This window comes from Legionella sp. D16C41, assembly GCF_048541585.1.
Classification (GTDB): domain Bacteria; phylum Pseudomonadota; class Gammaproteobacteria; order Legionellales; family Legionellaceae; genus Legionella_C.
On the sequence record NZ_CP183303.1, the window covers coordinates 173,485 to 195,723 of the forward strand.

A 22,239-nucleotide genomic window follows, 5' to 3' on the forward strand; every position below is an offset into this window, starting at 1 on the left:
ATAATTTCCAGAAAAAGGTTAAGGTTAAAAATGAAAATTAAGAACCGCAAAAATTATTTCAATCGTTATGAGGACAATAATAATAATTTCTAAATGATGAGAATGACGATTTTCTAAGTAACTATTAAACATTTCAAAAATTTCATTAAGCGTATCTAATCGGTGGTTAATAGTATTTACACGGCGTTGAATATGTAGGTAACGTTCAAGCATCGTATAGTATTCTTCTAATGTAGGATGCTGCCAAAAATACTTTGGGTGGTAGAGAAAATTACTAATTAGATTCATCTCACTTTTAGCGCCTAAAATTTCACCAATAATTTGTCGGATTTGCCTCCGACTTAGTTGCATTTGCCCTTTAGTTGATAATGCTTGGATAACAGGCGTATATTTTTCTATAAGCGCTTCAATAATAGTTTCAAAATACTGTAACTTGACTGATTGTGAAAAACCATAGGATAAACTTAACTTAAGATCGTCGCTATCCATATCAGCATCAAGAGATATACAATCGACATCAAAAAAATCATGAGGCTCAATAGAGGTTTTATCCCCTATTTGATAAGTAAATTCATCGCGTACTAAAACAGAAATAGGTTTAATAGTAAATTGACGGATTTTATCTAGATAATGATCAACTTGGTAACGTTTGACTCCCCAAGTGACAACAGTACCATTTTTAAAAGCAAAAATAGTAGAATTAGGTAAAGTAGTAGGTGAAATTCTTAAAACATCTCTTGATTTTGTAGTGACATAATTTCCAATACTGGACTTTAAATAATGATCAAGTCGATTTAAATCGATAGAATTGGCAATGCAGTAACTTAAGCACTCCATAATTGGAAAAACCTTACCTATTTGGTACACCTGATAATTATTTTTTTATCAAGCGTAATTTAACTATCAAAATTATAGCCTAATTTAATAGAGCTCTTGTATAACCTAGGTTATTTGTTTTATTGCTAGGCTATAAATGTTTCTATATTGCGCATTTGTTTTATGCAAACTATACGCTTTGAAACGCTTACGCCTTCTGCTAATCCAAAAGAGGTATGCAAGCGCTCTCATATTAACTACGCACTTTCTTCTTCTTCTTTCACAGAAAAAGATTTTTTTCTATCAGTTACACCACTTAGCCACTGTGGGCAAACCTCAAGCACTTCAGCAATTTTAAGCAGTTGGTCACTAGTAGGTACAATTTGGCCGAAGATCATGCCATTGGCTAAATGACGTGTTATTCCAAATACTTTAGCAACTGCTTTGGTTTTTTCTGTTATATCCTCAGGTAAACCTAATAAGGATAATTCACGATTAAAGCGTTGCGAGAATACTTTAGTATTCATTATTTCACTCCCTGAAATTGATTGGTTAGCGCCTATAGCGCCACCTACTAAGCTTCCCACAACATTGCAAGTTTATTTATAAAGAAAATATCCTCTTGCTTAGTTAAAATTTAGTAAATGGTGCTATATCCCAAATTTATCCTTAACCGCCAATCCTTGACGCATGTAAATCTGTTATAACTTATTTTTTTTTTTAAGAAAAGAGTTTAAGTAGACTAAAATAAATATTTTAATATAGCAAAAGAACTCTATTCCTGCTTAGCATGGCTAAAATAATTTAAATCAAGCTCTCGAGCTGCTTTCACATCATCCAACCGCCTAACTGGGAGCTTAGTTGGTGCTTGCCTTAGTAACTCTGGTTCCTCTTGTGCTTCCTTACGAATAGCTTGCATAGCTGCAATAAATCCATCTAATTCTTCTTTGGATTCAGTCTCAGTTGGCTCGATAAGTAAGCATTCAGGTACCAGCAAGGGAAAATAAGTGGTTGGCGCATGAAAACCGTAATCTAAAAGTCGCTTTGCTAAATCCATTGCCGTAACATTATAGAGCTTTTTCTCTTGACTTAATGTTAAAGTGAATTCATGACTGGCACGTCTTTTAGGGTAAGCAGCAGTGAAACCGGCTTTAGTAAGAGCTGCTAATAAATAATTAGCATTTAAAGTAGAGAACTCTGATACACGGAGTAATCCTTCTTTTCCTAAAAGACAGATGTAAAAATAAGCACGTAGCAATATACCTGCATTGCCCATAAAACAAGATAAACGGCCAATACTTTGAGGATAGTCAACTTTAGTAGCCCAGCGATAGGCATCGTTCTCATAGACAACAATGGGTAAAGGTAAATAAGGTAATAAGCGCTTACTAACAGCAACTGGTCCGGCGCCAGGCCCACCACTACCATGCGGAGTAGCAAAGGTTTTATGTAGATTTAAATGCATAACATCAAAACCCATATCACCTGGGCGAACCCGTCCTAAAATAGCATTTAAATTAGCACCGTCATAATATAGTAAACCGCCAGCTTGGTGAACAATTGCTGCAACTTCAGTAATTTGACGCATAAATAAACCTAAAGTTGACGGATTAGTTAGCATAATACCGGCAGTTTTAGGCCCAACTTTTTGCTTTAATTGTTCTAAATCAATATCACCATCCTTTGCGGTAGGAATTTCAACGATTTTAAATCCACACATAACAGCAGAAGCAGGATTAGTACCATGAGCTGCGTCAGGAATGATCATTTCATTGCGCTGCGTATCACCTCGCGATTGATGATAGGCTTTAATCATCGCAACACCGGCAAATTCTCCTTGTGAACCTGCCATAGAGGTTAATGACACACCGCTCATGCCGGTAATTTCAAGCAAATAGGATTGTAGCTGATAAATAGCTTGTAGATATCCTTGGCTGTATTTTTCAGGCGTGAGTGGATGGCGATTTAAAAATCCTGGAATGGAGGCTGCTTTATGTACCCCACGTGGATTATATTTCATCGTGCAGGAGCCTAATGGAATAAAAGTCGTATCAATTGCATAATTTTGCTGTGATAAACCAGTATAATGACGTACCACCTGTAATTCTGAGCAACTAGGTAGGCGAGGTGGTTTCTCACGTAGAAATTGAGCAGGTATTGCGAGCGGCTCAGCGTTAGATTTAGGAGCTTGGACTGTTGCTTGACGTCCCGCTTGTGAACGTTCAAATATTAACATAACGTGTCCTCCGATTCTTGAATAAGCGCTTTTAAGCTTTCACAATACATAACAGGGGTAAATTCAATAAATTGATAATCGGCAATTTCAGCTAAATAATAGGGATCTTTCTGAAAAACTGATTCAAGATGGGCTCTATTACTAGTTGCTGCAACAATAATCCCACCTATACGAGGTTTCATTGGCCCAGAAGCAATTAATAAACCTTGTTTGTAATAATAATCTAAGAATTCTCGATGAGCCTGCAGATATTTATCTACTTCAGTCAAAGTAGTTTTATAAGTCAATTGAATAATAAACATACAACCTCAATTTAAAATGCTTGCTAATTCAGCAATATAAAAATTAATTTCTTGTTCTGTACGCATTTCCGTAGCACAAACAAGTAACGAGTTCTCTAGCTCAGGATAATGTGCTTGTAGGGGATATCCACCATCAATACCACGTTTTTTTAATTCCTCTAATATATTTTCAACTGGCCGCTCAAATTGTAATAGAGCTTCATGAAAATAAGGCGCTGTAAAAACTTGCTTAATACCTTTAATTTGCGTAAGCCCCTTAACTAAATTTACAGTATTTTTATGACATTGCTCTGCAACCTGCTGTAAACCAGTTGGCCCAAGTAAACTCATATAAATAGTTGCTGCTGTTACTAATAAGCCTTGATTGGTGCAAATATTAGAAGTTGCCTTAGCACGTCGAATATGTTGTTCTCGAGCTTGTAGAGTTAGGCTAAAGCCAACTTTTCCTTCTTTATCTATTGTTTTACCAATCAAACGTCCAGGCATTTGTCTTACATGTTCAAGGCGAGTACTGAAAAAACCAAAATAGGGCCCACCAGAGGCCATCGGAGCGCCCAGAGGCTGCCCTTCGCCACAAACGATATCGACCCCGTGAGAACCCCATTGGCCAGGTGGCTTTAGTAAAGCTAATGAAGTAGGGTTAACACAGGCAATAGCAATAACTTTATTAGCTTCTGCCCAGTTAGTTAATTCATCTACAGGCTCTAAACAGCCAAAGAAGTTTGGTTGTACAATAACTAAAGCCGTAATATCTTGGCCAGTGTATTTCTCAACATCCGCTAATTTGGTTGTCCCCGTTTGCAAATCAAAAGGCAAGTTAATAATTTCGATATGTTGATTACGAGCAATAGTTTCAATAGTCGCACGATAAAAAGGGTGTAATGTACCAGCTACTAAGATACGATTTGTTTTGCTGTTTTTATTAAGTCTTATAGCCATTAAGATAGCTTCAGCTGCGGCTGTTGCACCATCATATAGGGATGCATTAGCTACATCCATCCCTGTTAGCTCGGCAATCATTGTTTGAAATTCATAAAGTAATTGCAATGTTCCCTGGCTGGCTTCTGCTTGATAAGGTGTATAAGCGGTTAAATATTCTCCTCGCGTTGCAATGTCCCATACTGCTGCTGGAATATGATGTTCATAAGAACCGGCACCTAAAAAACATAACCCATTTTGATTGACGCTGGCTAATTGCGAAGCTTCTTTAAGCATTTGCATTTCATTAATACCAGCAGGAATATCCTTAAATCCTTGAAAGCAAAGTTGCGCTGGTATTTCATCAAATAAATCATTTGTGCTAGTAGCTCCAATGGTTTCTAGCATTAATTTAATATCTTTTTCAGTATGGGGAATATAAGGCATAACTAATTTTCCTCAGCAATCTCATTTTCATATTGCTCTGCGTCAAGCAAGTCACTTAAATCACTCGTTTCATCTAAGCGAAGCTTTACTAACCAACCTGCACCATAAGGATCTGTATTTACTAAGGCAGGATCATTTACAACTTCTTGATTTATCTCAATAATATTTCCAGTAACAGGCGCATAAAAATCTGAAGCTGCTTTAACTGACTCTACAACACCTAATTCATCTCCAGCGTTAACCTCTTCACCTTCCTTAGGAAGTTCGACAAAAACTAAGTCACCTAAGAGCTTTTGTGCATGATCTGTAATTCCTACAGTTGCTTCATCACCTTCAATTTGTATCCATTCATGAGTGTGCGTAAATTTTAAATCTGACATTAATCTGCTCCCGTAATACCATCTAGTTTTAGAATCATTAAATTTATATTATAGGTTTCCCATTGCGGACAAACCTAGGTTTTGTGACGTGCGCTTTAATCTGTTTTCCACGAATATCTACGAAGACTTCATGTTGAGTTTCTATAGGGACGCGAGCTAGTGCAATTGATCTTCCTAAGGTAGGGGAATAGGTTCCACTGGTTATAATACCTTCATCTGCTAAATTAGGAATTATCACGCGTTGACCTGTTCGCATAATTGCTTTTTCGTCAGTTAATAGCCCAATAAATTTACGTTTAACACCTTGCTGTTTCTGAAATAATAGCGCTCCCATTCCAATAAAATCTCGATCTTCTGGCTGCCATTTAACAGTCCAGCTTAAGCCTGATTCAAGTGGTGTCGTGGTTTCGTCCATATCTTGCCCATATAAAAGCATACCTGCCTCAAGTCGTAGAGTGTCACGTGCACCAAGGCCGCAAGGCTTAACGCCTATTTCTAAAAGATTAGTCCATAATTGAACAATCTCTTTAGCTGAGGCAATTATTTCTAAACCGTCTTCACCGGTATAACCTGTACGGGCAAAAAAATAATCCTCTACATCGACACATTCAAAATGGGTTAGAGTTGAAATAGCATCGCTTTGAGCAGGGTTAAGAACCTGCATAGTTTTAGCTATTGCTTCTGGTCCTTGTATTGCAATCATAGCTAGTTCTGTACGTTCTTGTAGACCTACAGCAAAACCTTCACTTTTTTTACGAATCCAAGCAAGATCGCGTTCTCGAGTAGCTGAATTAAGAACAATACGGTAATTGTCTGGAGCTCGCTGATAGGTAATAAGATCATCAATAATACCGCCATGCTCATTACACATACAACTATATAGGGCGCGGCCACTATGCTCTAATTGATCAACGTCATTTGTAAGTAATTTACGTAAAAATTGTCTACCACCAGCCCCTAAAATATCAACAATGGTCATATGTGATACATCAAATAACCCAGCTGTTGTTCGAACAGTATGGTGCTCTTCTAATTGTGACCCATAATGCAGGGGCATCTCCCAGCCATGAAAATTAACCATTCTAGCACCCATAGCTAAGTGACTAGCATACAATGGAGTCTTTGCAATCATTCGCTTCCTCATTTAATACAACTCTCAGTATAATTATACCTTTATAAGTGTTTACGACAAGAGCAGTATAACGCTTATATTAATCATCAGGGCAAATTTTATATTGTGAGTTAAAAGCTTATTATCTATTTGCAGCCTAAAGAAATATAAATTAAATTTCTTTATTTTTTGATTTGGGTAAAAAATTAAGGCAATAATTTTACTCTAAATTTATAATAATTAATGCTCCCTTAAGCTATAAATAGTAAACTATATTAATCAAAATTTGTTCAATTTGGTTAGAATAAGTATAGTTATGCGTAAAAAAATTAAGGAATTTAAAGAACTCCCGCAGAATGAATTACAAGATTACCCGGTAATGATTGAAGGTAATGACCCAGATATCCGCGGATTAGAACCCTATCGCTGTGATGATAATATAAGTGTTGGGTTAGTAGCTACCTCAGGAATGCGTTCACTTGAGCTTGCTTGTCAATTAAGTGCCGGGCTTACTAAACTAATCATTATTGATAATAGTAGACAAGTTATAGCTTTTTGGCGGAAAACAAAAGCATTAATAGTAGAGTCAAGTGAAGCCGAGACATTCCTTCAAGACTTAAGGAACTATGTTAAACAAAGTAAATGTGGTCGAGAACATTTAATAGAGGCTGAATTTGATTATTTAAATTCGATGTTTCAAGTTTTTGGTTTTAGTCATTTAAAAAAAATTATTACCAATGCTACTATTATTGCGCAGTCCTGGGCTGATGATGAGACAATGCGTGCAATAAAAGAATTTTTAGCTGATGAACAGGTAGATAGAATATATGCTTATGTCTCTAATATCGTTGCTCATACCTGTAAAGACAATAATCACGCTGAAGCTGATAAAATATTACAAAATATTCAAAACTTAAATCCTGCTATGGCTATTCATACTGATTTAGTTTCTTATAAAGAAGGTAGTAGAGCTGAAAACTATATACTGGTGACCGATCATACCCCTACTAAGATAAAACAGGCACTAAATATAAAAACACTAGACAATACAAAATCGCTTGGGTCTATTTTAAGAGGGGGATTTTGGCAATCTTCGCAGTCTAACTTACCAGATAAATCATCAGCTCCTCAGGAAAAAGGTTTGCAAGACGCTAATTTACTTGCTGTACTTGTCAAAAAATATAGCCTGCCAGATACATCTCAAGCTTCTCTTGAAAAGGGCTTAAGGAAAGCAGCATATAATAATCAAAAAGATGATGTTAAATCATTCATTCTTACTGTGAAAAATATAAATGCTATAGATACAGTAGAGACTAGTCAAAAATCAGCACTGCATTTAGCAGCTATTAAAGGTCACAAAGCTATTTATGATGTACTTGTAACAGCTGGTGCTAATCCTAAGCTTCAAGATGCTGAGAAAAAAACACCTGAAAGTTATATGCAAAGCCATGAGCTAAAAGTTCAGATTCAATATTAAATTTCAAAAGCTATTTACTCAGCAGACACTTTTAAGTCAATCTATTATTTCTACTGAAGCATGAGGCTTAATTTTTCTGTAAATTGCTAAAAGTCAAATTTATGCTACTGTCATTATATTTATCTTAAGTAAGATTGTAAGTTCGTAAATGAAAGACAATATGGCTTATACTTTACAAATGGCTGTAAGTTTTTCTCTAAGTAGAAGAATAGCTCAGTGAGGTTTAGCAACTATGCAAGAAGTTACCGTAAAATCTTGGGGTAGTCGTCTTAAAGAATCGCTTGCAGGTATTTTATTCGGCTTTATTCTTATTGGTCTTAGTGTTTATCTTATTTTTTGGAATGAAAGTCATAGTTTACATATGGCTCAATCACTATCTGAGGCTAGCAAAGAATTAATTAATATTTCTCCAAGTCCAATTAACAATAACAATAACTTACATGTCATCTATGTGTCAGGCCTTGCAACGACTAAAGATAAGTTACAAGACAATTTACTAAATATCAATTTAATAGCTATTTCCTTAATTAGAAAAGTGGAAATGTATCAATGGCAGCAAGAAGAACAGACACGTACGGAAAAACAACTAGGCGGCTCTGAACGAACCGTTAAAACTTATACCTATAAAAAAGTATGGTCAGAAGGTTTAATTAATAGCTCTCAATTTAAAGAAACAACTTATCAAAATCCTACTTCAATGCCCGCTCAATCTATGCACCAGATGGCATCACATGTCACTTTAGGAGATTTTAATTTACCCCCCAGTGTAATTGAAAAGATTACTGTAGATACGCCTGTTGATTTATCTGCGGTGGATTTAAACAAGTTAAAAACACAATTTAATAAACCAGTGCAGTTAATGAATAATCAATTATTTATAGGGCAAACAATGCAAGACCCACAAATAGGTGATTTAAAAATCTCTATTTCTGCGGTATTGCCGCAAGATATCAGCGTCATCGCGCAGCAAGTAAATAACACATTACAACCTTATCGAGCGAAGGCTGGAGAAAGTATATTGCTTGTATCATCTGGACAAGTGTCATCTGAAAGTATGATTAGAGAAGCGCAAGATGAGAATCACATGACTATGTGGGCTATCCGGTTGGTAACCTTAATTATGATGATAGTTGGCTTTGCCTTATTAATGCGACCATTAGTTATCTTAGCGGATGTTCTTCCTTTTGCAGGGACTATAGTAGAATTCGGTACAGGTTTAATTGCTGCTATAGTTGGTTTTTGTTTATGGGCTATTTTTCTTGCTCTTGCTTGGTTTACAACAAGGCCCCTTTTCGCAGTTGGTTTATTAATTATCATTGCTCTTGTAATTTATCTATTGTGGAAAGCAAAAAAGCAAAAAGTAAGTAATAATAACCCCATTAATAAAGTATAAAGTAAAGTAGGTAAGCCAATGAAATGGCTTAATCAAAAGTAGTTTAAATGATCTATACTTATACGTGAGTTCAATATAAAAGTAACAAATAGGACTTACGAACTATCCTTAATTTATCATTAAAATTATTTTGCCTTAATATTGAGGCGTCATAAGTTCTAATATGCACTTTTATATGGCACTAATAATGCTGTATTTTTAATACAGCGCCTGAGTTCTAAAGCAAATAATTAGTTTAAGATAAAAAAATAGCTTAGATCTTGGTCTTAAACATACATTAAGATAGGATAAGTTGTGTTACCTGTATTCATTTCTTGGCAAAACATTGCTGATATTATGTGGTTGTTATTATTATTACTTTTATTAAAGCATTTTTGGCAAGATAGAAAAAATCTTTTAAAAGCTCATACTTGGTTTCTGACTAAAGGACGTATTACTCGCTTCCTTTGGACTAAAGATGGCTACCATTTATGGCCAAAAATTGAATATACTTATCAAGTTTATGATCACGACTTTTTAGGTGAATACTTCTTTCTTGATACCTCGCATAATAATCCCAATAGCAAATATTCTCGTCGATTAGCCTACCGAGCAGCTGTGGCATTTGAAAAAGATGAGGATATTGATGTTTTTTATAATCCCAATGATCCACGTCAGGCTGTATTGGATGTAAGGATTCCAACGAAACTTAATTTTATTATCCTTTTATTAGTTGGTCTCATTGTGCTGCATTTAGGGGTGATTGCACACCGGTTCATTTAGGTAATAGCACCCTCCTACAACCTTTCACCAAGATTTAAGATACCCCATCTGAGCTATTGTAATTTAGGTGGTTGACACTCACATGGCGGCTCAATAATTTTTGCTTGTAAGGCATTAATGGCAAGCCCGCGTACCCCTTGGCTGCTAGGCACTTGGCTGAAATTAATAGTCACTTGTAAGTTTTGTTTTTGCTGATATTGCGGATTTTTATATACCACTAATAAAGGCATGGTAGCCTGCCACTGTAGTTTGCCTAGTTCTTTAACTTCAGGAGGCAGCGTTGCCACGGCGCTAACAAAATAGTTATTTTTCAGTACTGTTTCTGGAAGTTTAGAGGCATTAAGTGCTTTACTATAAGATGTCCATCCCTCAGCGGTAAAGTATTGGGCAATCTCTCGCTGCCGTTGAATGAAATTATTATAACTATAGGTATAGGTAGCAACAATGGCTTCGTTTGCCCACACTGCAAGTGATGTATTATCTGCATAACTTAATAGCGGACATAAACATAATATTATTTGATTAAGCTTAATGAATAGTCGGTACATAACCTAATCCTTTTTCCATTAATAGTAATTAGTTTAGCAATATAAATAAGTTATTTGTTGCTAAGTAATTATCTGTGGTATTCTGCGTAAAAGTAGGCAGAAAGTAAAATTATTATTCTTTAATTTAATTGGAACCCGTTTTTAAAGTCGCTAGAGTGAAATAGAAAGGGCGATTGACAAAGGCCGTAGTAGAACATACATAGAAGTATGTAAGTAACAAGCCAAGTAAATCAATCAACTCCTTTCGTTCATCTTAATAGACTTTGAAGATAGATTCTAAAGTATAATAGCTAATTAGTGAGCTTTATAACTTAATTTAAAAAATTACTCTAATTTAGCTGCTATATCTAGCAAAATTAAGTTATGGATTAAAGCTTATGTGCGAAGAATATATTGCTACATGACATGGTTTATCTACTAAACTTAGCAAGGCACGTTTTTATCAGATCTTACGAAGTCTTCGAAAAAAGTGCCAGAAGCAAATCATGTACCGGTTTTTAAGATAATTGAAATTACAATCCCCAACTTAAAGTAAATAATAAAGCTAAACTGATTTAGTTTTGCAGTAAGCAGATAAGTTAGGGATAATTCTATTTCCGCAGAAATCTAATAATAATCAACGGGAGGAAAAAGGTTGGTACGCAATAATAGTCCTTTTTATTTTGCTAACCGTGAAAATGTTAGCCGTTTTCTCAATCGTTGGGATTTATTATTATTAATTTTAATTTTATCTTTATTATTTCTAATGGGTTGGACAGGCCAGCAGATGGCTGTTCCTTATCAACTTGGTGATCCGCTTCCCATTTCTTTAAATCCAGCTAAGCTGCCATTTTACGCAGCTCGAACAGTGCTGCGGATGTTTATTGCCTTAATTTTATCTATTGTGTTTACTTTTATTGTAGGTACGATTGCTAGTAGAAATAGACGTGCTGAGCAAATAATTATTCCGGCAATTGATATTTTGCAAGCAGTTCCAGTCTTAAGTTTCCTATCTATTACAGTAACAGGCTTTATTCACTTATTTCCTAATAGCTTATTGGGGCCTGAATGTGCTTCTATTTTTGCTATTTTCACTGCACAAGTCTGGAATATAACCTTTGGCTTTTATCAATCATTAAAAACGCTACCTGAGGATTTAAAAGAAGCAGCAGCGATGTTCCAGCTCTCGGCATGGCAGCGTTTTTGGAAAGTAGAAGTTCCTTTCTCGATGTCTAGCTTACTCTGGAATATGATGATATCTATGTCTGCGAGCTGGTTTTTTGTTGTATTATCAGAAGCCATTGTGGTTGCTCATCAGCAAATTCGTCTACCTGGCGTGGGGTCTTATATTGCAGTAGCAATTGAGCAACATAATTTGGCTGCGGTTGGTTACGCTATTTTAACGATGATTATTGTTATTTTTCTGTATGATCAAATCCTTTTTAGGCCACTTATTGCGTGGTCGGAAAAGTTTAAAATGGAACAAAGGCCAGATGAAGAAGAATATCAATCATGGTTAATTGATCTTATCCGAGGTAGTCAATTAATAAAGCGGTTACGAAATAGTGCTTCCATTGTAAAAGAAAAATTTATAAATGCTCGCTGGCTTAGCAATGGGCCTGCAGCAAGTAAAGAAGTGGATGTTCGTCAACAAAAACGTATAGACAGAATTTGGAATAGTATCGTACTTCTAGGCATTATTAGTGGTAGTTGGTTTTTATTGGAATTTATTTTAACTAAATTAAAAATTAGTGATATTTTCTATGCTTTTGCTTTAGGAGCGGCTACTGGCACGAGAGTTATCATTTTAATTGTTCTTAGCTCTTTGATTTGGATTCCTGTTGGCGTATGGATTGGCCTGCGGCCAAGGATTGCACAAAAAATACAACCTATTATTCAATTTGTTGCCGCATTTCCAGCTAATTTATTCTATCCTTTAATTGTTATCGCTATTGTTAGGTTTAATTTAAGTGTTGAGATTTGGGTAACACCTTTAATGATACTAGGTACGCAATGGTATATTTTATTTAATGTTATTGCTGGTGCCTCTGCTATTCCTCGTGATCTTTATCTGGCTGCAAATAATCTAGGTTTATCAGGGTGGCTTTGGTGGAAGCGATTAGCCCTACCAGGGATTTTTCCTTTTTATATTACTGGTGCAATTACGGCAGCAGGTGGTGCTTGGAATGCTAGCATTGTTGCTGAATGGGTTAGCTGGGGCAACACCACTTTAAAAGCAACTGGCCTTGGCGAATATATTCAGGCAAGTACTTTAGCTGGTGACTTTCCGCGCATTGCTTTAGGTACTGGCATAATGTGTTTATACGTATTAGGGTTTAATCATTTATTATGGCGCCCCCTATATCGCTTAGCCCATGAGCGTTTTAATTTTAATTGAGGTTTTATAGGCTTATGCCAAATACAATTATCGAATTAGAAAATTGCTGCAAATCCTTTAAGAAAACGGCCACTGCGCAGGAACTTTTAGTTCTTGAAGATGTTAATTTTCAACTACATGAGGGAGAAATTGTAGCCTTACTTGGTAAATCAGGTTCAGGTAAATCAACGTTACTGCGTATTATTGCAGGTTTAGTACCGCCTTCAGCAGGAAAGGTTACTTATCGAAATCAACCAGTTACCAAACCTGTTGCTGGTATTGCTATGGTTTTTCAATCTTTTGCGTTAATGCCTTGGTTAACTGTTTTAGAAAATGTAGAGCTAGGTTTAGAAGCGCAAGGTGTTAGTCGCGACGAACGTCGTCGTCGCGCCATTGAAGCGATTGATATTATTGGCTTAGATGGCTTTGAATCAGCCTTCCCAAAAGAGTTATCAGGAGGAATGCGTCAGCGAGTTGGTTTTGCAAGAGCATTAGTTATCAACCCAGATGTCTTGCTTATGGATGAGCCTTTTTCTGCTTTAGATGTTTTAACGGCTGAAAATTTAAAATCGGATTTACTTAACTTATGGCAAGAAAAGAAGACAAATACTAATGGTATTTTATTGGTTACGCACAATATTGAAGAAGCAGCCACCTTGGCTGACAGAATTATTATTTTTGGCAGTGATCCTGGTTATATTCGTGCTGAATTAAAAGTGACTTTGCCTCAACCACGTAATACAGAGACGCCTGAATTCCAAAAATTAGTTGATAAAATATATACAGTAATGACCACAGGATTGCGCGAAAAAGCTAAACGTGCTCAACGTGAACGGCAAATTGGTTTAGGTTATCGTTTACCCGATGTTGATCTATCTGAATTATCAGGACTCATTGAAACAATGACCTCTTTTAATGAGCGCATTGATTTACCAGAGCTTGCTGATGAGTTAATGATGAATATTGATGATTTATTTCCCTTATTAGAAACTTTAGAAATCCTTGGCTTTGCACGTATATCTGATGGCGATATTCAATTAACTGAGTTAGGCAGGCAGTTTGCTAATGCTGATTTACAAACACGTAAGCAAATTTTTACTAAACGCTTATTAGATAAAGTACCTTTAGCACGTTATATCCGCCATATTTTAGACGAAAAAGTTGGGCATCGCGTATCAGAAGAGCGCTTTTTGACTAAATTAGAAGATTACTTTAGTGAAAAAGAAGCGGAACGCGTTTTACGTACCATGATTGATTGGGGACGTTATGCTGAAATCTTTGCCTATGATTTTAACACGGGTGTTTTAAGTCTAGAAAATCCAGGTATATCTGATGAAACATCAGAATTTATGCATTAGTCTTCTTAATTTGAGGTATAGATGAATAATGATAATTATATTGGCTTAACGAAATTTGAACTTGATACTCCATGCCTGATATTAGATAAAGATAAATTATTATATAATTTACAGGTCATGCAGGAGCATGCACTAAACTATCATGTCAATATTAGGCCGCATGTTAAAACGCATAAATGCTCTAAATTAGCGGCTTTACAAATTCAACATGGCGCTATCGGCATTAGTGCTGCTAAAGTTGCTGAAGCAGAAGCATTAATTGCAGCAGGCATTCGTCATATTTTAATTACCTCACCCATCGTGGCTGCTACAAAAATCAGGAGACTACTTCATTGCCTTAAACAAGCACCAGAGACTATGGTCGTTGTAGATAATGAAGAAAATGCTGCTGCTTTAAATAAAGCGGGCCAAGCTGCACAAATCAAGATTAATGTTTTAATTGATATTGACCCAGGACTAGGTCGTACTGGTATAAAGCCTGAAAAAGCGCTTACATTAGGCCATTATATTCAAACTTGCTCCTGGTTAGCGTTACAAGGTTTGCAGTGTTACGCGGGTAATTTACAACATATTAAAAGCTATGAAGAACGCAAGAGGAGTTCTTTGGCTACTATGCAAATGGCCAGCGATTTAATAAAACAATTCAGACAAGCAAATTTACCTTGTTCTATTTTAACAGGTAGTGGCACGGGAACTTATAATATTGACATTGAGGCTTCTGAAGTCACTGAGATTCAGCCAGGCTCCTATACTGTCATGGATGTTGAGTATAGGATGATTGGCTCAAAAGAAAATCCTGATCATTTTAATACCTTTAAGCCTGCTATGACTTTATTAACGACAGTCATTAGCGCTAATAGAACAGAGCATGTAACAGTAGATGCTGGTACTAAATCTATTTATGTTGACCTTAAACATGAGCCTCGAATTATCACGCCACAAGGGTTACATTATAATTGGGGTGGATTTGGTGATGAGCATGGTAAGGTTACATCTGTTAATGGCGTCTTGCCTAAATTAGGTGAGATTCTTGAATTAATTGTTCCTCATTGTGATCCTACTATTAATTTGTTTGATAAATTTTTTCTTTGTGAAAACGATGTAGTTATTGATTGTTGGGATATTGATTTAAGAGGTAAATCACAATAACAGCGAACAAACTAGCGAATAAAAACGTTAAGAGAATTTCCCAATTTAATAATTTATTAGCTTAATTTCATGCTATTAATTATAAAGAGCTCTTTAAACTTGAGGTCTTATGAACTATTTTTTATTGTTTACTGGCCAAGATCACAAATCTTATTTTAAAGAAGAAAGTGCATTTATAGCAACTGAGGAGCCTTTGGGCTCATACTCTGAAGAAATTAAAGTCGATATTATGCGCTTTAGAACTTTTCCAGCAGGAAAAATTTATCCTATGCATGCGGCTCCTACTAAGCAATTTATTATCTATCAAGAAGGGGAAGTAGAAGTAGAAGCAAGTGGTGGAGAGACAAAGGTATTTAAACCAGGGGACGTATTATTCGCTACAGATACTACAGGTCAAGGACATATTTCACGTACGTTAAAAGCAGGGCGAGCAATCATTATTACTGTAAAAGAATAAAAGTTTAAGCATTCACATCTAGAATTAATGACGCTAGCTTAATTCCTTATATAGGCTGGGCTTTGGCTCAGCCTATATAAGATTCTATAGGTGAGCAATTACTTTTGCTGGGCTTTATTAACTAAAAAATTAAGTATTTTAACCAATCGCTCTTCATCTTGTGCCATTTGTAAATCAGTTTTAAATTGATGATTAACGACGAAAGAAGGAACAACATTAACACGATATTTTGCCATTTTGGCATTTGCTTCATTAATTTTCATTTCTAAAGTAGGTGAATGAGTAAAGGCACTTTCTGCTGTTTCTTTACTGACACCATGTTCACTGAAAAAATTAATCATTGCTTGATTATTGTTAAGTGGCGTTTTATCAACTTGAATAGCTTTAAATAAAAGTGGATTTAATTTGTCGCTTAAATCTAATAACTCAGCAGTATAATATGCTTTAGCATAATATGACCAATCTTTATTAAAAACCACAGGTACTCGTGAAAATTGGATTTTGTTATTTTGCTGTTTGACCCATTGATCTAAAGTCGACTCAATGCGATAACACCAAGGGCAACCAAAGCTGAAAAATTCAGTAACTTGAATTTTATTAGTTGACGTTGCTTGCTGGCTACTAGGTTTTATAACGTCATAATCCTTGCCAATAACAAAATCTTCAGCGCTTGCAAGCATTGGAAATAGTAAACAGAGTACTAACAGACGTTTTAGCATAATTTATTTCTCACTTAAGTTTAATGTAATCCTTGAATATAATAAGCAACAGCTTCCATATCTTCTGGGCTCATGCGATGACTAATATCACGCATGATTTCATTTAAATCGTTACTACGTTTCTTTTGTTGAAATGCTTGTAACTGGCTAATAGTATATTGTGCATGTTGTCCTGATAACACGGGGAAACCAGCCTGATTATTACCCGTCCCACGAGGGCCATGACAAGCAATACAGGCCGTAATATGTTTACTTAAGTCACCACCACGGTAGATAGCTTCACCACGTTTAACAAATTTTTGCGGAGTAGTATTTTGTGCAAGTGGTAATTTAGCGTAATAGGCAGATAACTCTTTAATATCAGCGTCCGTTAAGGTTGCAGCAATCGTTGTCATTACTGGAACATTGCGGGTGGTAACTTTTTTAAAATCATATAATTGTTTTTCTAAATATAAGGCATGTTGGCCAGCAATATTGGGCCATAATGGATTAGTACTGTTGCCTTCTGGGCCATGGCAAGCCACGCAAGTTGCCGCTTTTGCAGGCACAGCTAAAGTATTATCGGCAGCTTGCACAGCAAAAGTAGTTGTAAGCGCAATAGCAAACAATATTTTTTTCATACCAACCTCAGAATTAGCCTTCCTTTAATGGTACACTGCTTAAGCAAAAATTCCAAAATGAAAAATGATTCTAATGATAAAAGCTATAGTAAAATGAAGTTACTTAGTGGTAAGAGATAATTTAATAATGTCAATTAATCCATATTCAAAAGCCAATTTTTTACAAAGTGCAGCACTGGTTTCGCAATTACCGCCTGATCAAGGTTATGAAGTTGCTTTTGCTGGGCGTTCCAATGCTGGTAAATCTAGCGCGTTAAATTGTTTAACCGGTATCAAACAATTAGCACGAACAAGTAAAACACCTGGCCGCACTCAATTAATTAATTTATTTGCACTCGATGAAGAGCGCCGTTTAGTCGATTTACCTGGTTATGGCTATGCTAAAGTGTCTTTACACACTAAACAGGAGTGGCAGAAAAATTTAGCACACTACTTAGAGGTAAGGCGCTGCTTGGCTGGCCTAATTCTTTTAATGGACTGCCGCCATCCATTAAAAGACCTTGATCAGATGATGATAGAGTGGGCTGTAAATAGGCAAATACCTGTACATATTTTATTAACTAAAGCAGATAAAATCAGCCGCAGTGAAGCTAAAACTACAGCTATAAAGGTACGTAACCATTATCGTCTACTGCCTGAATTAATCAGTGTACAACTTTTTTCTTCCTTAAAAAAAGAAGGGATTGATGAGTTAATTAAGGTATTAAATAGTTGGTATCAATGGCCAATTGAGGAAATAGCAGGCAAAAATAATTAAGCTTACTTAGTAAGTCTCTTGGCTAGATTGACATGCCTCTTTTATCTATAAAGGCTTATCCTAACTAAATAGGTAAATCTCTAGCGCAATTTGGCATCGCTAATTAATTACTGCTAATTAGCGCCATGCAGGTTGCTCTTGATTTATTGTGTTTCATCTTTAAATAAATCATCTATTGCTTGCGGGTTAGCAAGTGTTGATAAATCTCCAAGCTCATCAATTGCTGTTACCTCTTTACTAGCTATTAAACGCAGTACACGTCGCATTATTTTACCAGAGCGAGTTTTAGGTAAATCGTTAACAAAGCGAATAGCATCGGGTTTGGCAATTGCACCGATAGCTGCTTTTGTATTTTCAATAAGTTCTTGTTCCAATTTGGAATTAGGTTTACATATTTCTTTTAAAGTTACAAAGGCGTAAATCCCTTGACCTTTAATGTCATGAGGTATGCCAACTACCGCAGCTTCGGCAACATCAGAATGTGCAACTAGGGCGCTTTCAATTTCTGCTGTACCTAGGCGGTGGCCGGAGATATTTAACACATCATCAAGACGGCCATTAATCCAATAGTCGCCTTCATTATCACGACGTGCTCCATCGCCGGTGATATAATAGCCATTGTGAAAATAAGTTTTAACGTAACGCTCATGATCACCGGCGATTGTTCTAGCTAAAGAAGGCCAGGGTGCTTTAACCGCTAACATTCCTTCGCCTGTACCATCAATTTCACAATAATTTTCATCAAGAAGTACTGCAGAAATACCAGGCAATGGTTTACAGGCACTTCCAGGTTTAAAAGGTTGGGAGTCTTTATACTGCGGACTAATCATAATGCTGCCTGTCTCTGTTTGCCACCATGTATCAACAATAGGGCAACGCTTTAAACCTACTTTTTCATAATACCAAAGCCAGACATCTGGATTAATGGGTTCACCAACGCTTCCTAAAAGACGTAAGGAATCTCGACTTGACGTTTCTAACCACTGTTCTCCCTCACGAATTAAAGCCCGAATTGCCGTGGGAGCTGTATAAAATATATTAACCTGATATCTATCAATTATCTTCCAAACTCGTGAAGGATCAGGCCAGGTGGGAACTCCGCCAAAAACTAAAGTTGTAATACCATTGCAAAGTGGACCATAAACTAAATAACTATGACCTGTTATCCAGCCTATATCTGCTGTACACCAAAAAATATCATTACTTTGACAATCAAAAACCTGCTGAAAACTATAGGCTACCTGAGCTAAATAACCTCCGGTTGTATGGATTAAGCCTTTGGGCTTGCCTGTACTGCCGGAAGTATAAAGAATAAAAAGCGGATCTTCAGCATCCATAATTTCTGGTGGACAATCAGCGTTTAGGGTACTTTTTATTTCATGCCACCAATAATCTTTTGTTGGATTAAAGGGTATCAGCTTAGTGCTATGTTTAATAATTAAAGTTTTTAAATTTAAATTTTCAGTTGCTTCATCTGCTTGTTGTTTTAAGACAAATGTCTTACCACCGCGTTGATAACTGTCACTGGTAATTAGTAGCTTCGCTTCAGAGGCTTCTAAACGTTGCCTTAAAGCAAGTGCTGAAAAGCCTGCAAAAACCACCGTATGGATAGCGCCAATACGGCTACAGGCAAGCATAGCCACAATAGCTTCTGGAATCATAGGTAAATAAATAGCAACGGTATCGCCTTTTTTTATACCTAATGCTTTAAGTCCATTAGCCATAAGGCAAACTTCATAATGAAGCTCGGCAAAGGTTAGTGTTTTTTGCTCATGTTCATCGTCTCCTTCCCAAATAAGCGCAGGATGTTGGCTTTTTGTAGGCAGATGTTTATCTAGGCAATTTGCACTAACATTTAATTTCCCGCCAAGAAACCATTGGATTTTACCAGTGTGAAAATTACCAGCGGAGGTAGTATGCCAGGGTGAAATCCAGCTTACATATTCTTTAGCGATACTAGCCCAAAAGTTGTCATGAGAATTTTGAGCAGCCATAGTTTACCCTTGTATTTTTTTAATAATTGCTGAAAAATCAAGTTGGCCGAAGCCTTGATCTTTAAATTGCTGATAAAGTGTCGTGGCTTGCTTGCCTAGCGGTGTTTCTATCTGTGCACTTGTTGCAGCCTGCTGACTTAATAGCAAATCTTTAAGCATCATCGCTGCTGTAAAACCAGCTTGATAATCGTTATTAGCAGGAACGTTAGGGAGAATATTAGGAACTGGTACATACTGACTAATTGCCCAGCATTGTCCAGAGGAATTATTAACAACTTCAAATAATTTATCAGCGGCAAGGCCTAATTTTTCAGCTAAGACAAAAGCTTCTGAAACACCAATCATGGTAATACCGAGAACCATATTATTGCAAATTTTAGCAGCTTGCCCGCTTCCTACTGGGCCTGTATGGAAAATCTTTTTTCCCATAGTAGAAAGTAGAGGGCTAGCACGCTCAAAAGCAGGCGTTTCGCCACCTACCATAAAGGTTAAGCTTGCTGCTGTAGCACCTTTAACTCCGCCCGATACAGGAGCATCTATCATTGCTAATTGATGTTGCTTTGCTTGCTGATAAAGATAATTACAAGTGGCAATATCAATAGTTGAACAGTCAATATGTAAAGTATTTGGTGTTGCTGTAAGATAGAGTCCTGCCTCGTTAAGGCAAACCGCTTTTACCTGCTCACCAGTCTGAAGCATGGTAATAATAAAATCTTGATCTTGTGCTGCTTGCTTTAATTCTAACGCAGCAATGCCACCTGCCGTCGCGAAATGATCTAAAGCATTAGGTTGTAAGTCATAACCTGTTACTTGATGACCTGCTTTAACTAAATTAAGTGCCATTGGCAATCCCATATGCCCTAGTCCCACAAATCCAATGCGAGCCATTTTCTCTCCAAGTGCTGAAAAAATTAATGTGTTGGCATGATAAAAGTATTGTGTGTACTTTTATGAACAGGCCATTTACTAGTAATGGTTTTAAGTCGTGTATAAAAATGGATACTTTCAGCTCCATGCATATTGGTATCCCCGAAAGAAGAATGTTTCCAGCCACCAAAAGGATGACTAGCTACTGGCACAGGGATAGGGATATTAATGCCGACCATCCCTACTTGAATACGTTGACTATATTCTCGTGCAAAATAACCATCACGCGTAAAGATAGCAGTTCCATTACCATATTGATGCCGATTAACAAGTGCAATAGCTTCATCTAAATTATTAACGCGAATAATAACTAAAACAGGGCCAAAAATTTCGTTTTGATAAACGGACATGGACTCGCTAACTTCATCAAAAAGCGTTGGCCCAAGATAAAAGCCTTGTGAATACGTTGGATGTTTAAAAGAGCGTCCATCAGTAATTAATTTAGCTCCTTCTTCAACGCCTTTATCAATAGCTTGAATGACGCGTTCACGATGCTCTTTGCTTACTAAAGGACCCATCTCGCAACCCTGTATATCTCCTGCATCGACTTTAATAGCTTGTATTAAAGGTAATAGTTTATCTAATAAAGCATTTGCTGTGTCATCACCTACGGCAACTACAGCAGAAATGGCCATACAACGTTCGCCGGCAGAGCCGTAAGCAGCGCCCACAATAGCATTAGCTGCTTGTTCTAAATCAGCATCCGGCATTACCACGCAGTGGTTTTTAGCACCACCAAAAGTATGGGCGCGTTTACCATTTCTTGTCGCTGTTTTATAAATAAACTCTGCAACGGGTGTTGAAGCAACAGCTGTAAATGCACTAATATCAGGATGTTCGAGGAGGTAATTAACAGCTTCTTTATCACCTTGCACACAATTGGCAACGCCAGCTGGCAATCCGGCATCACTAAGCAATTCTAATAAGCGAATAGGTGCTGATGGGTCTTGTTCTGACGGTTTAAGGATAAACGTATTACCACAAGCAATAGCTGGAATCATCATCCATACAGGTACCATAACTGGAAAATTAAAAGGTGAAACGCCAGCGCACACGCCTAACGGCTGTCTTAACGTATAACAGTCTATATCAGTGGATACTTCAGGTGTGAAGTTACCTTGTAATTGAGTTACTAGACCGCAATGAAGTTCAACCACTTCAATAGCGCGAGCGACAGAGCCTAAGGCATCATCAATAGTTTTACCATGTTCTTGTGTAACTAATTTAGCTAAATCACGCTGGTTTTTTTCTAATAAATCGCGAAATTTAAATAAAATGCGTGCTCGCTTTACAGGAGGCGTATTTGCCCAATTAAACCAAGCTTCCTTAGCAGTTTTAACGGCCAGATCACAAGTTACTTTATCAGCTAAATTAACTGCACCTATAATTTCACCCGTAGCGGGATTATAAAGCGAACGTTGATTTAAAGCCTTATCCGCTAATACTTGGCCACCAATATAGTGAGACACGGTATAAACCATTGCTTAAACTCCTTTTTAGGTAAACGTCTTT

General features: G+C 36.7%; 21 protein-coding genes. 8 read left to right on the top strand and 13 right to left on the bottom strand.

Annotated features, from left to right (window positions below):
* Positions 1-24: 24 nt before the first annotated feature.
* From ACNVED_RS00815 to gcvT, 7 genes are all read right to left on the bottom strand, one after another.
* Positions 25-837 carry an RMD1 family protein gene (locus ACNVED_RS00815; protein WP_419419880.1) on the bottom strand — a complete coding sequence of 271 codons (813 nt, stop codon included), beginning with the start codon at positions 835-837 and terminating at the stop codon, positions 25-27.
* Between the two features lie 236 nt (positions 838-1,073).
* A complete protein-coding gene (locus tag ACNVED_RS00820) occupies positions 1,074-1,343 on the bottom strand; it encodes a hypothetical protein (RefSeq protein ID WP_419419881.1) in 270 nt (89 codons plus the stop codon).
* Between the two features lie 248 nt (positions 1,344-1,591).
* Entirely contained in the window at positions 1,592-3,052 is a 1,461-nt protein-coding gene (gcvPB, locus tag ACNVED_RS00825; RefSeq protein ID WP_419419882.1) for an aminomethyl-transferring glycine dehydrogenase subunit GcvPB, read from the bottom strand.
* Complete coding sequence (locus tag ACNVED_RS00830) at positions 3,046-3,354, bottom strand: YciI family protein (RefSeq protein WP_419419883.1); 309 nt, start codon at positions 3,352-3,354, stop codon at positions 3,046-3,048. Before ACNVED_RS00830 ends, gcvPB begins: the two co-directional genes overlap by 7 nt.
* A gap of 6 nt (positions 3,355-3,360) precedes the next feature.
* Positions 3,361-4,719 carry an aminomethyl-transferring glycine dehydrogenase subunit GcvPA gene (gene gcvPA, locus ACNVED_RS00835; protein WP_419419884.1) on the bottom strand — a complete coding sequence of 453 codons (1,359 nt, stop codon included), beginning with the start codon at positions 4,717-4,719 and terminating at the stop codon, positions 3,361-3,363.
* Positions 4,720-4,721: 2 nt separating this feature from the next.
* Positions 4,722-5,099 carry a glycine cleavage system protein GcvH gene (gene gcvH / locus ACNVED_RS00840; protein ID WP_419419885.1) on the bottom strand — a complete coding sequence of 126 codons (378 nt, stop codon included), beginning with the start codon at positions 5,097-5,099 and terminating at the stop codon, positions 4,722-4,724.
* Between the two features lie 43 nt (positions 5,100-5,142).
* The gene (gcvT, locus tag ACNVED_RS00845) at positions 5,143-6,231 is read right to left on the bottom strand and encodes a glycine cleavage system aminomethyltransferase GcvT (protein ID WP_419419886.1); all 1,089 of its coding nucleotides are present in this window, start codon (positions 6,229-6,231) and stop codon (positions 5,143-5,145) included.
* A 295-nt stretch (positions 6,232-6,526) separates the two neighbouring features.
* On the opposite strand from gcvT, the gene ACNVED_RS00850 reads away from it, so the two are divergent.
* The 3 genes from ACNVED_RS00850 to ACNVED_RS00860 all read left to right on the top strand — a co-directional run bounded on the left by ACNVED_RS00850 (position 6,527) and on the right by ACNVED_RS00860 (position 9,842).
* A complete protein-coding gene (locus ACNVED_RS00850; RefSeq protein ID WP_419419887.1) occupies positions 6,527-7,687 on the top strand; it encodes a hypothetical protein in 1,161 nt (386 codons plus the stop codon).
* A 232-nt stretch (positions 7,688-7,919) separates the two neighbouring features.
* Entirely contained in the window at positions 7,920-9,080 is a 1,161-nt protein-coding gene (locus tag ACNVED_RS00855) for a TMEM43 family protein (RefSeq protein WP_419419888.1), read from the top strand.
* Positions 9,081-9,416: 336 nt separating this feature from the next.
* Positions 9,417-9,842 carry a DUF3592 domain-containing protein gene (locus tag ACNVED_RS00860; protein ID WP_419421124.1) on the top strand — a complete coding sequence of 142 codons (426 nt, stop codon included), beginning with the start codon at positions 9,417-9,419 and terminating at the stop codon, positions 9,840-9,842.
* Positions 9,843-9,895: 53 nt separating this feature from the next.
* On the opposite strand, the gene ACNVED_RS00865 is transcribed toward ACNVED_RS00860, so the two are convergent.
* A complete protein-coding gene (locus ACNVED_RS00865; RefSeq protein WP_419419889.1) occupies positions 9,896-10,390 on the bottom strand; it encodes a DotI/IcmL family type IV secretion protein in 495 nt (164 codons plus the stop codon).
* A gap of 745 nt (positions 10,391-11,135) precedes the next feature.
* Between ACNVED_RS00865 and ACNVED_RS00870 the strand changes: the two genes are divergently transcribed.
* From ACNVED_RS00870 to ACNVED_RS00885, 4 genes are all read left to right on the top strand, one after another.
* Complete coding sequence (locus tag ACNVED_RS00870) at positions 11,136-12,767, top strand: ABC transporter permease (protein WP_419421125.1); 1,632 nt, start codon at positions 11,136-11,138, stop codon at positions 12,765-12,767.
* 14 nt (positions 12,768-12,781) lie between these two features.
* Positions 12,782-14,104: an AAA-associated domain-containing protein gene (locus ACNVED_RS00875; RefSeq protein WP_419419890.1), complete on the top strand. Its 1,323-nt coding sequence runs from the start codon at positions 12,782-12,784 to the stop codon at positions 14,102-14,104.
* A 21-nt stretch (positions 14,105-14,125) separates the two neighbouring features.
* Positions 14,126-15,253 carry a DSD1 family PLP-dependent enzyme gene (locus tag ACNVED_RS00880; protein ID WP_419419891.1) on the top strand — a complete coding sequence of 376 codons (1,128 nt, stop codon included), beginning with the start codon at positions 14,126-14,128 and terminating at the stop codon, positions 15,251-15,253.
* A 109-nt stretch (positions 15,254-15,362) separates the two neighbouring features.
* A complete protein-coding gene (locus ACNVED_RS00885) occupies positions 15,363-15,710 on the top strand; it encodes a hypothetical protein (protein ID WP_419419892.1) in 348 nt (115 codons plus the stop codon).
* A 98-nt stretch (positions 15,711-15,808) separates the two neighbouring features.
* Here the strand turns inward: ACNVED_RS00885 and ACNVED_RS00890 are convergent, their stop codons facing one another.
* Positions 15,809-16,429, bottom strand: coding sequence for a thiol:disulfide interchange protein DsbA/DsbL (locus ACNVED_RS00890; protein WP_419419893.1), 621 nt, complete (start codon positions 16,427-16,429; stop codon positions 15,809-15,811).
* A gap of 20 nt (positions 16,430-16,449) precedes the next feature.
* Entirely contained in the window at positions 16,450-17,049 is a 600-nt protein-coding gene (locus ACNVED_RS00895) for a c-type cytochrome (RefSeq protein WP_419419894.1), read from the bottom strand.
* Between the two features lie 127 nt (positions 17,050-17,176).
* Here ACNVED_RS00895 and yihA point away from each other — a divergent pair, with 127 nt between their 5' ends.
* Positions 17,177-17,806 (top strand): ribosome biogenesis GTP-binding protein YihA/YsxC, encoded by a 630-nt coding sequence (gene yihA, locus ACNVED_RS00900; protein WP_419419895.1) that lies wholly within the window; start codon positions 17,177-17,179, stop codon positions 17,804-17,806.
* Between the two features lie 143 nt (positions 17,807-17,949).
* On the opposite strand, the gene acs is transcribed toward yihA, so the two are convergent.
* From acs to ACNVED_RS00915, 3 genes are read right to left on the bottom strand one after another with little or no spacing between them, the layout of a single operon-like run.
* Positions 17,950-19,800, bottom strand: coding sequence for an acetate--CoA ligase (gene acs / locus ACNVED_RS00905; RefSeq protein WP_419419896.1), 1,851 nt, complete (start codon positions 19,798-19,800; stop codon positions 17,950-17,952).
* Between the two features lie 3 nt (positions 19,801-19,803).
* Positions 19,804-20,688 carry a 3-hydroxyisobutyrate dehydrogenase gene (gene mmsB / locus ACNVED_RS00910; RefSeq protein WP_419419897.1) on the bottom strand — a complete coding sequence of 295 codons (885 nt, stop codon included), beginning with the start codon at positions 20,686-20,688 and terminating at the stop codon, positions 19,804-19,806.
* Between the two features lie 23 nt (positions 20,689-20,711).
* Positions 20,712-22,208 (bottom strand): CoA-acylating methylmalonate-semialdehyde dehydrogenase, encoded by a 1,497-nt coding sequence (locus tag ACNVED_RS00915; protein WP_419419898.1) that lies wholly within the window; start codon positions 22,206-22,208, stop codon positions 20,712-20,714.
* Positions 22,209-22,239: the final 31 nt, after the last annotated feature.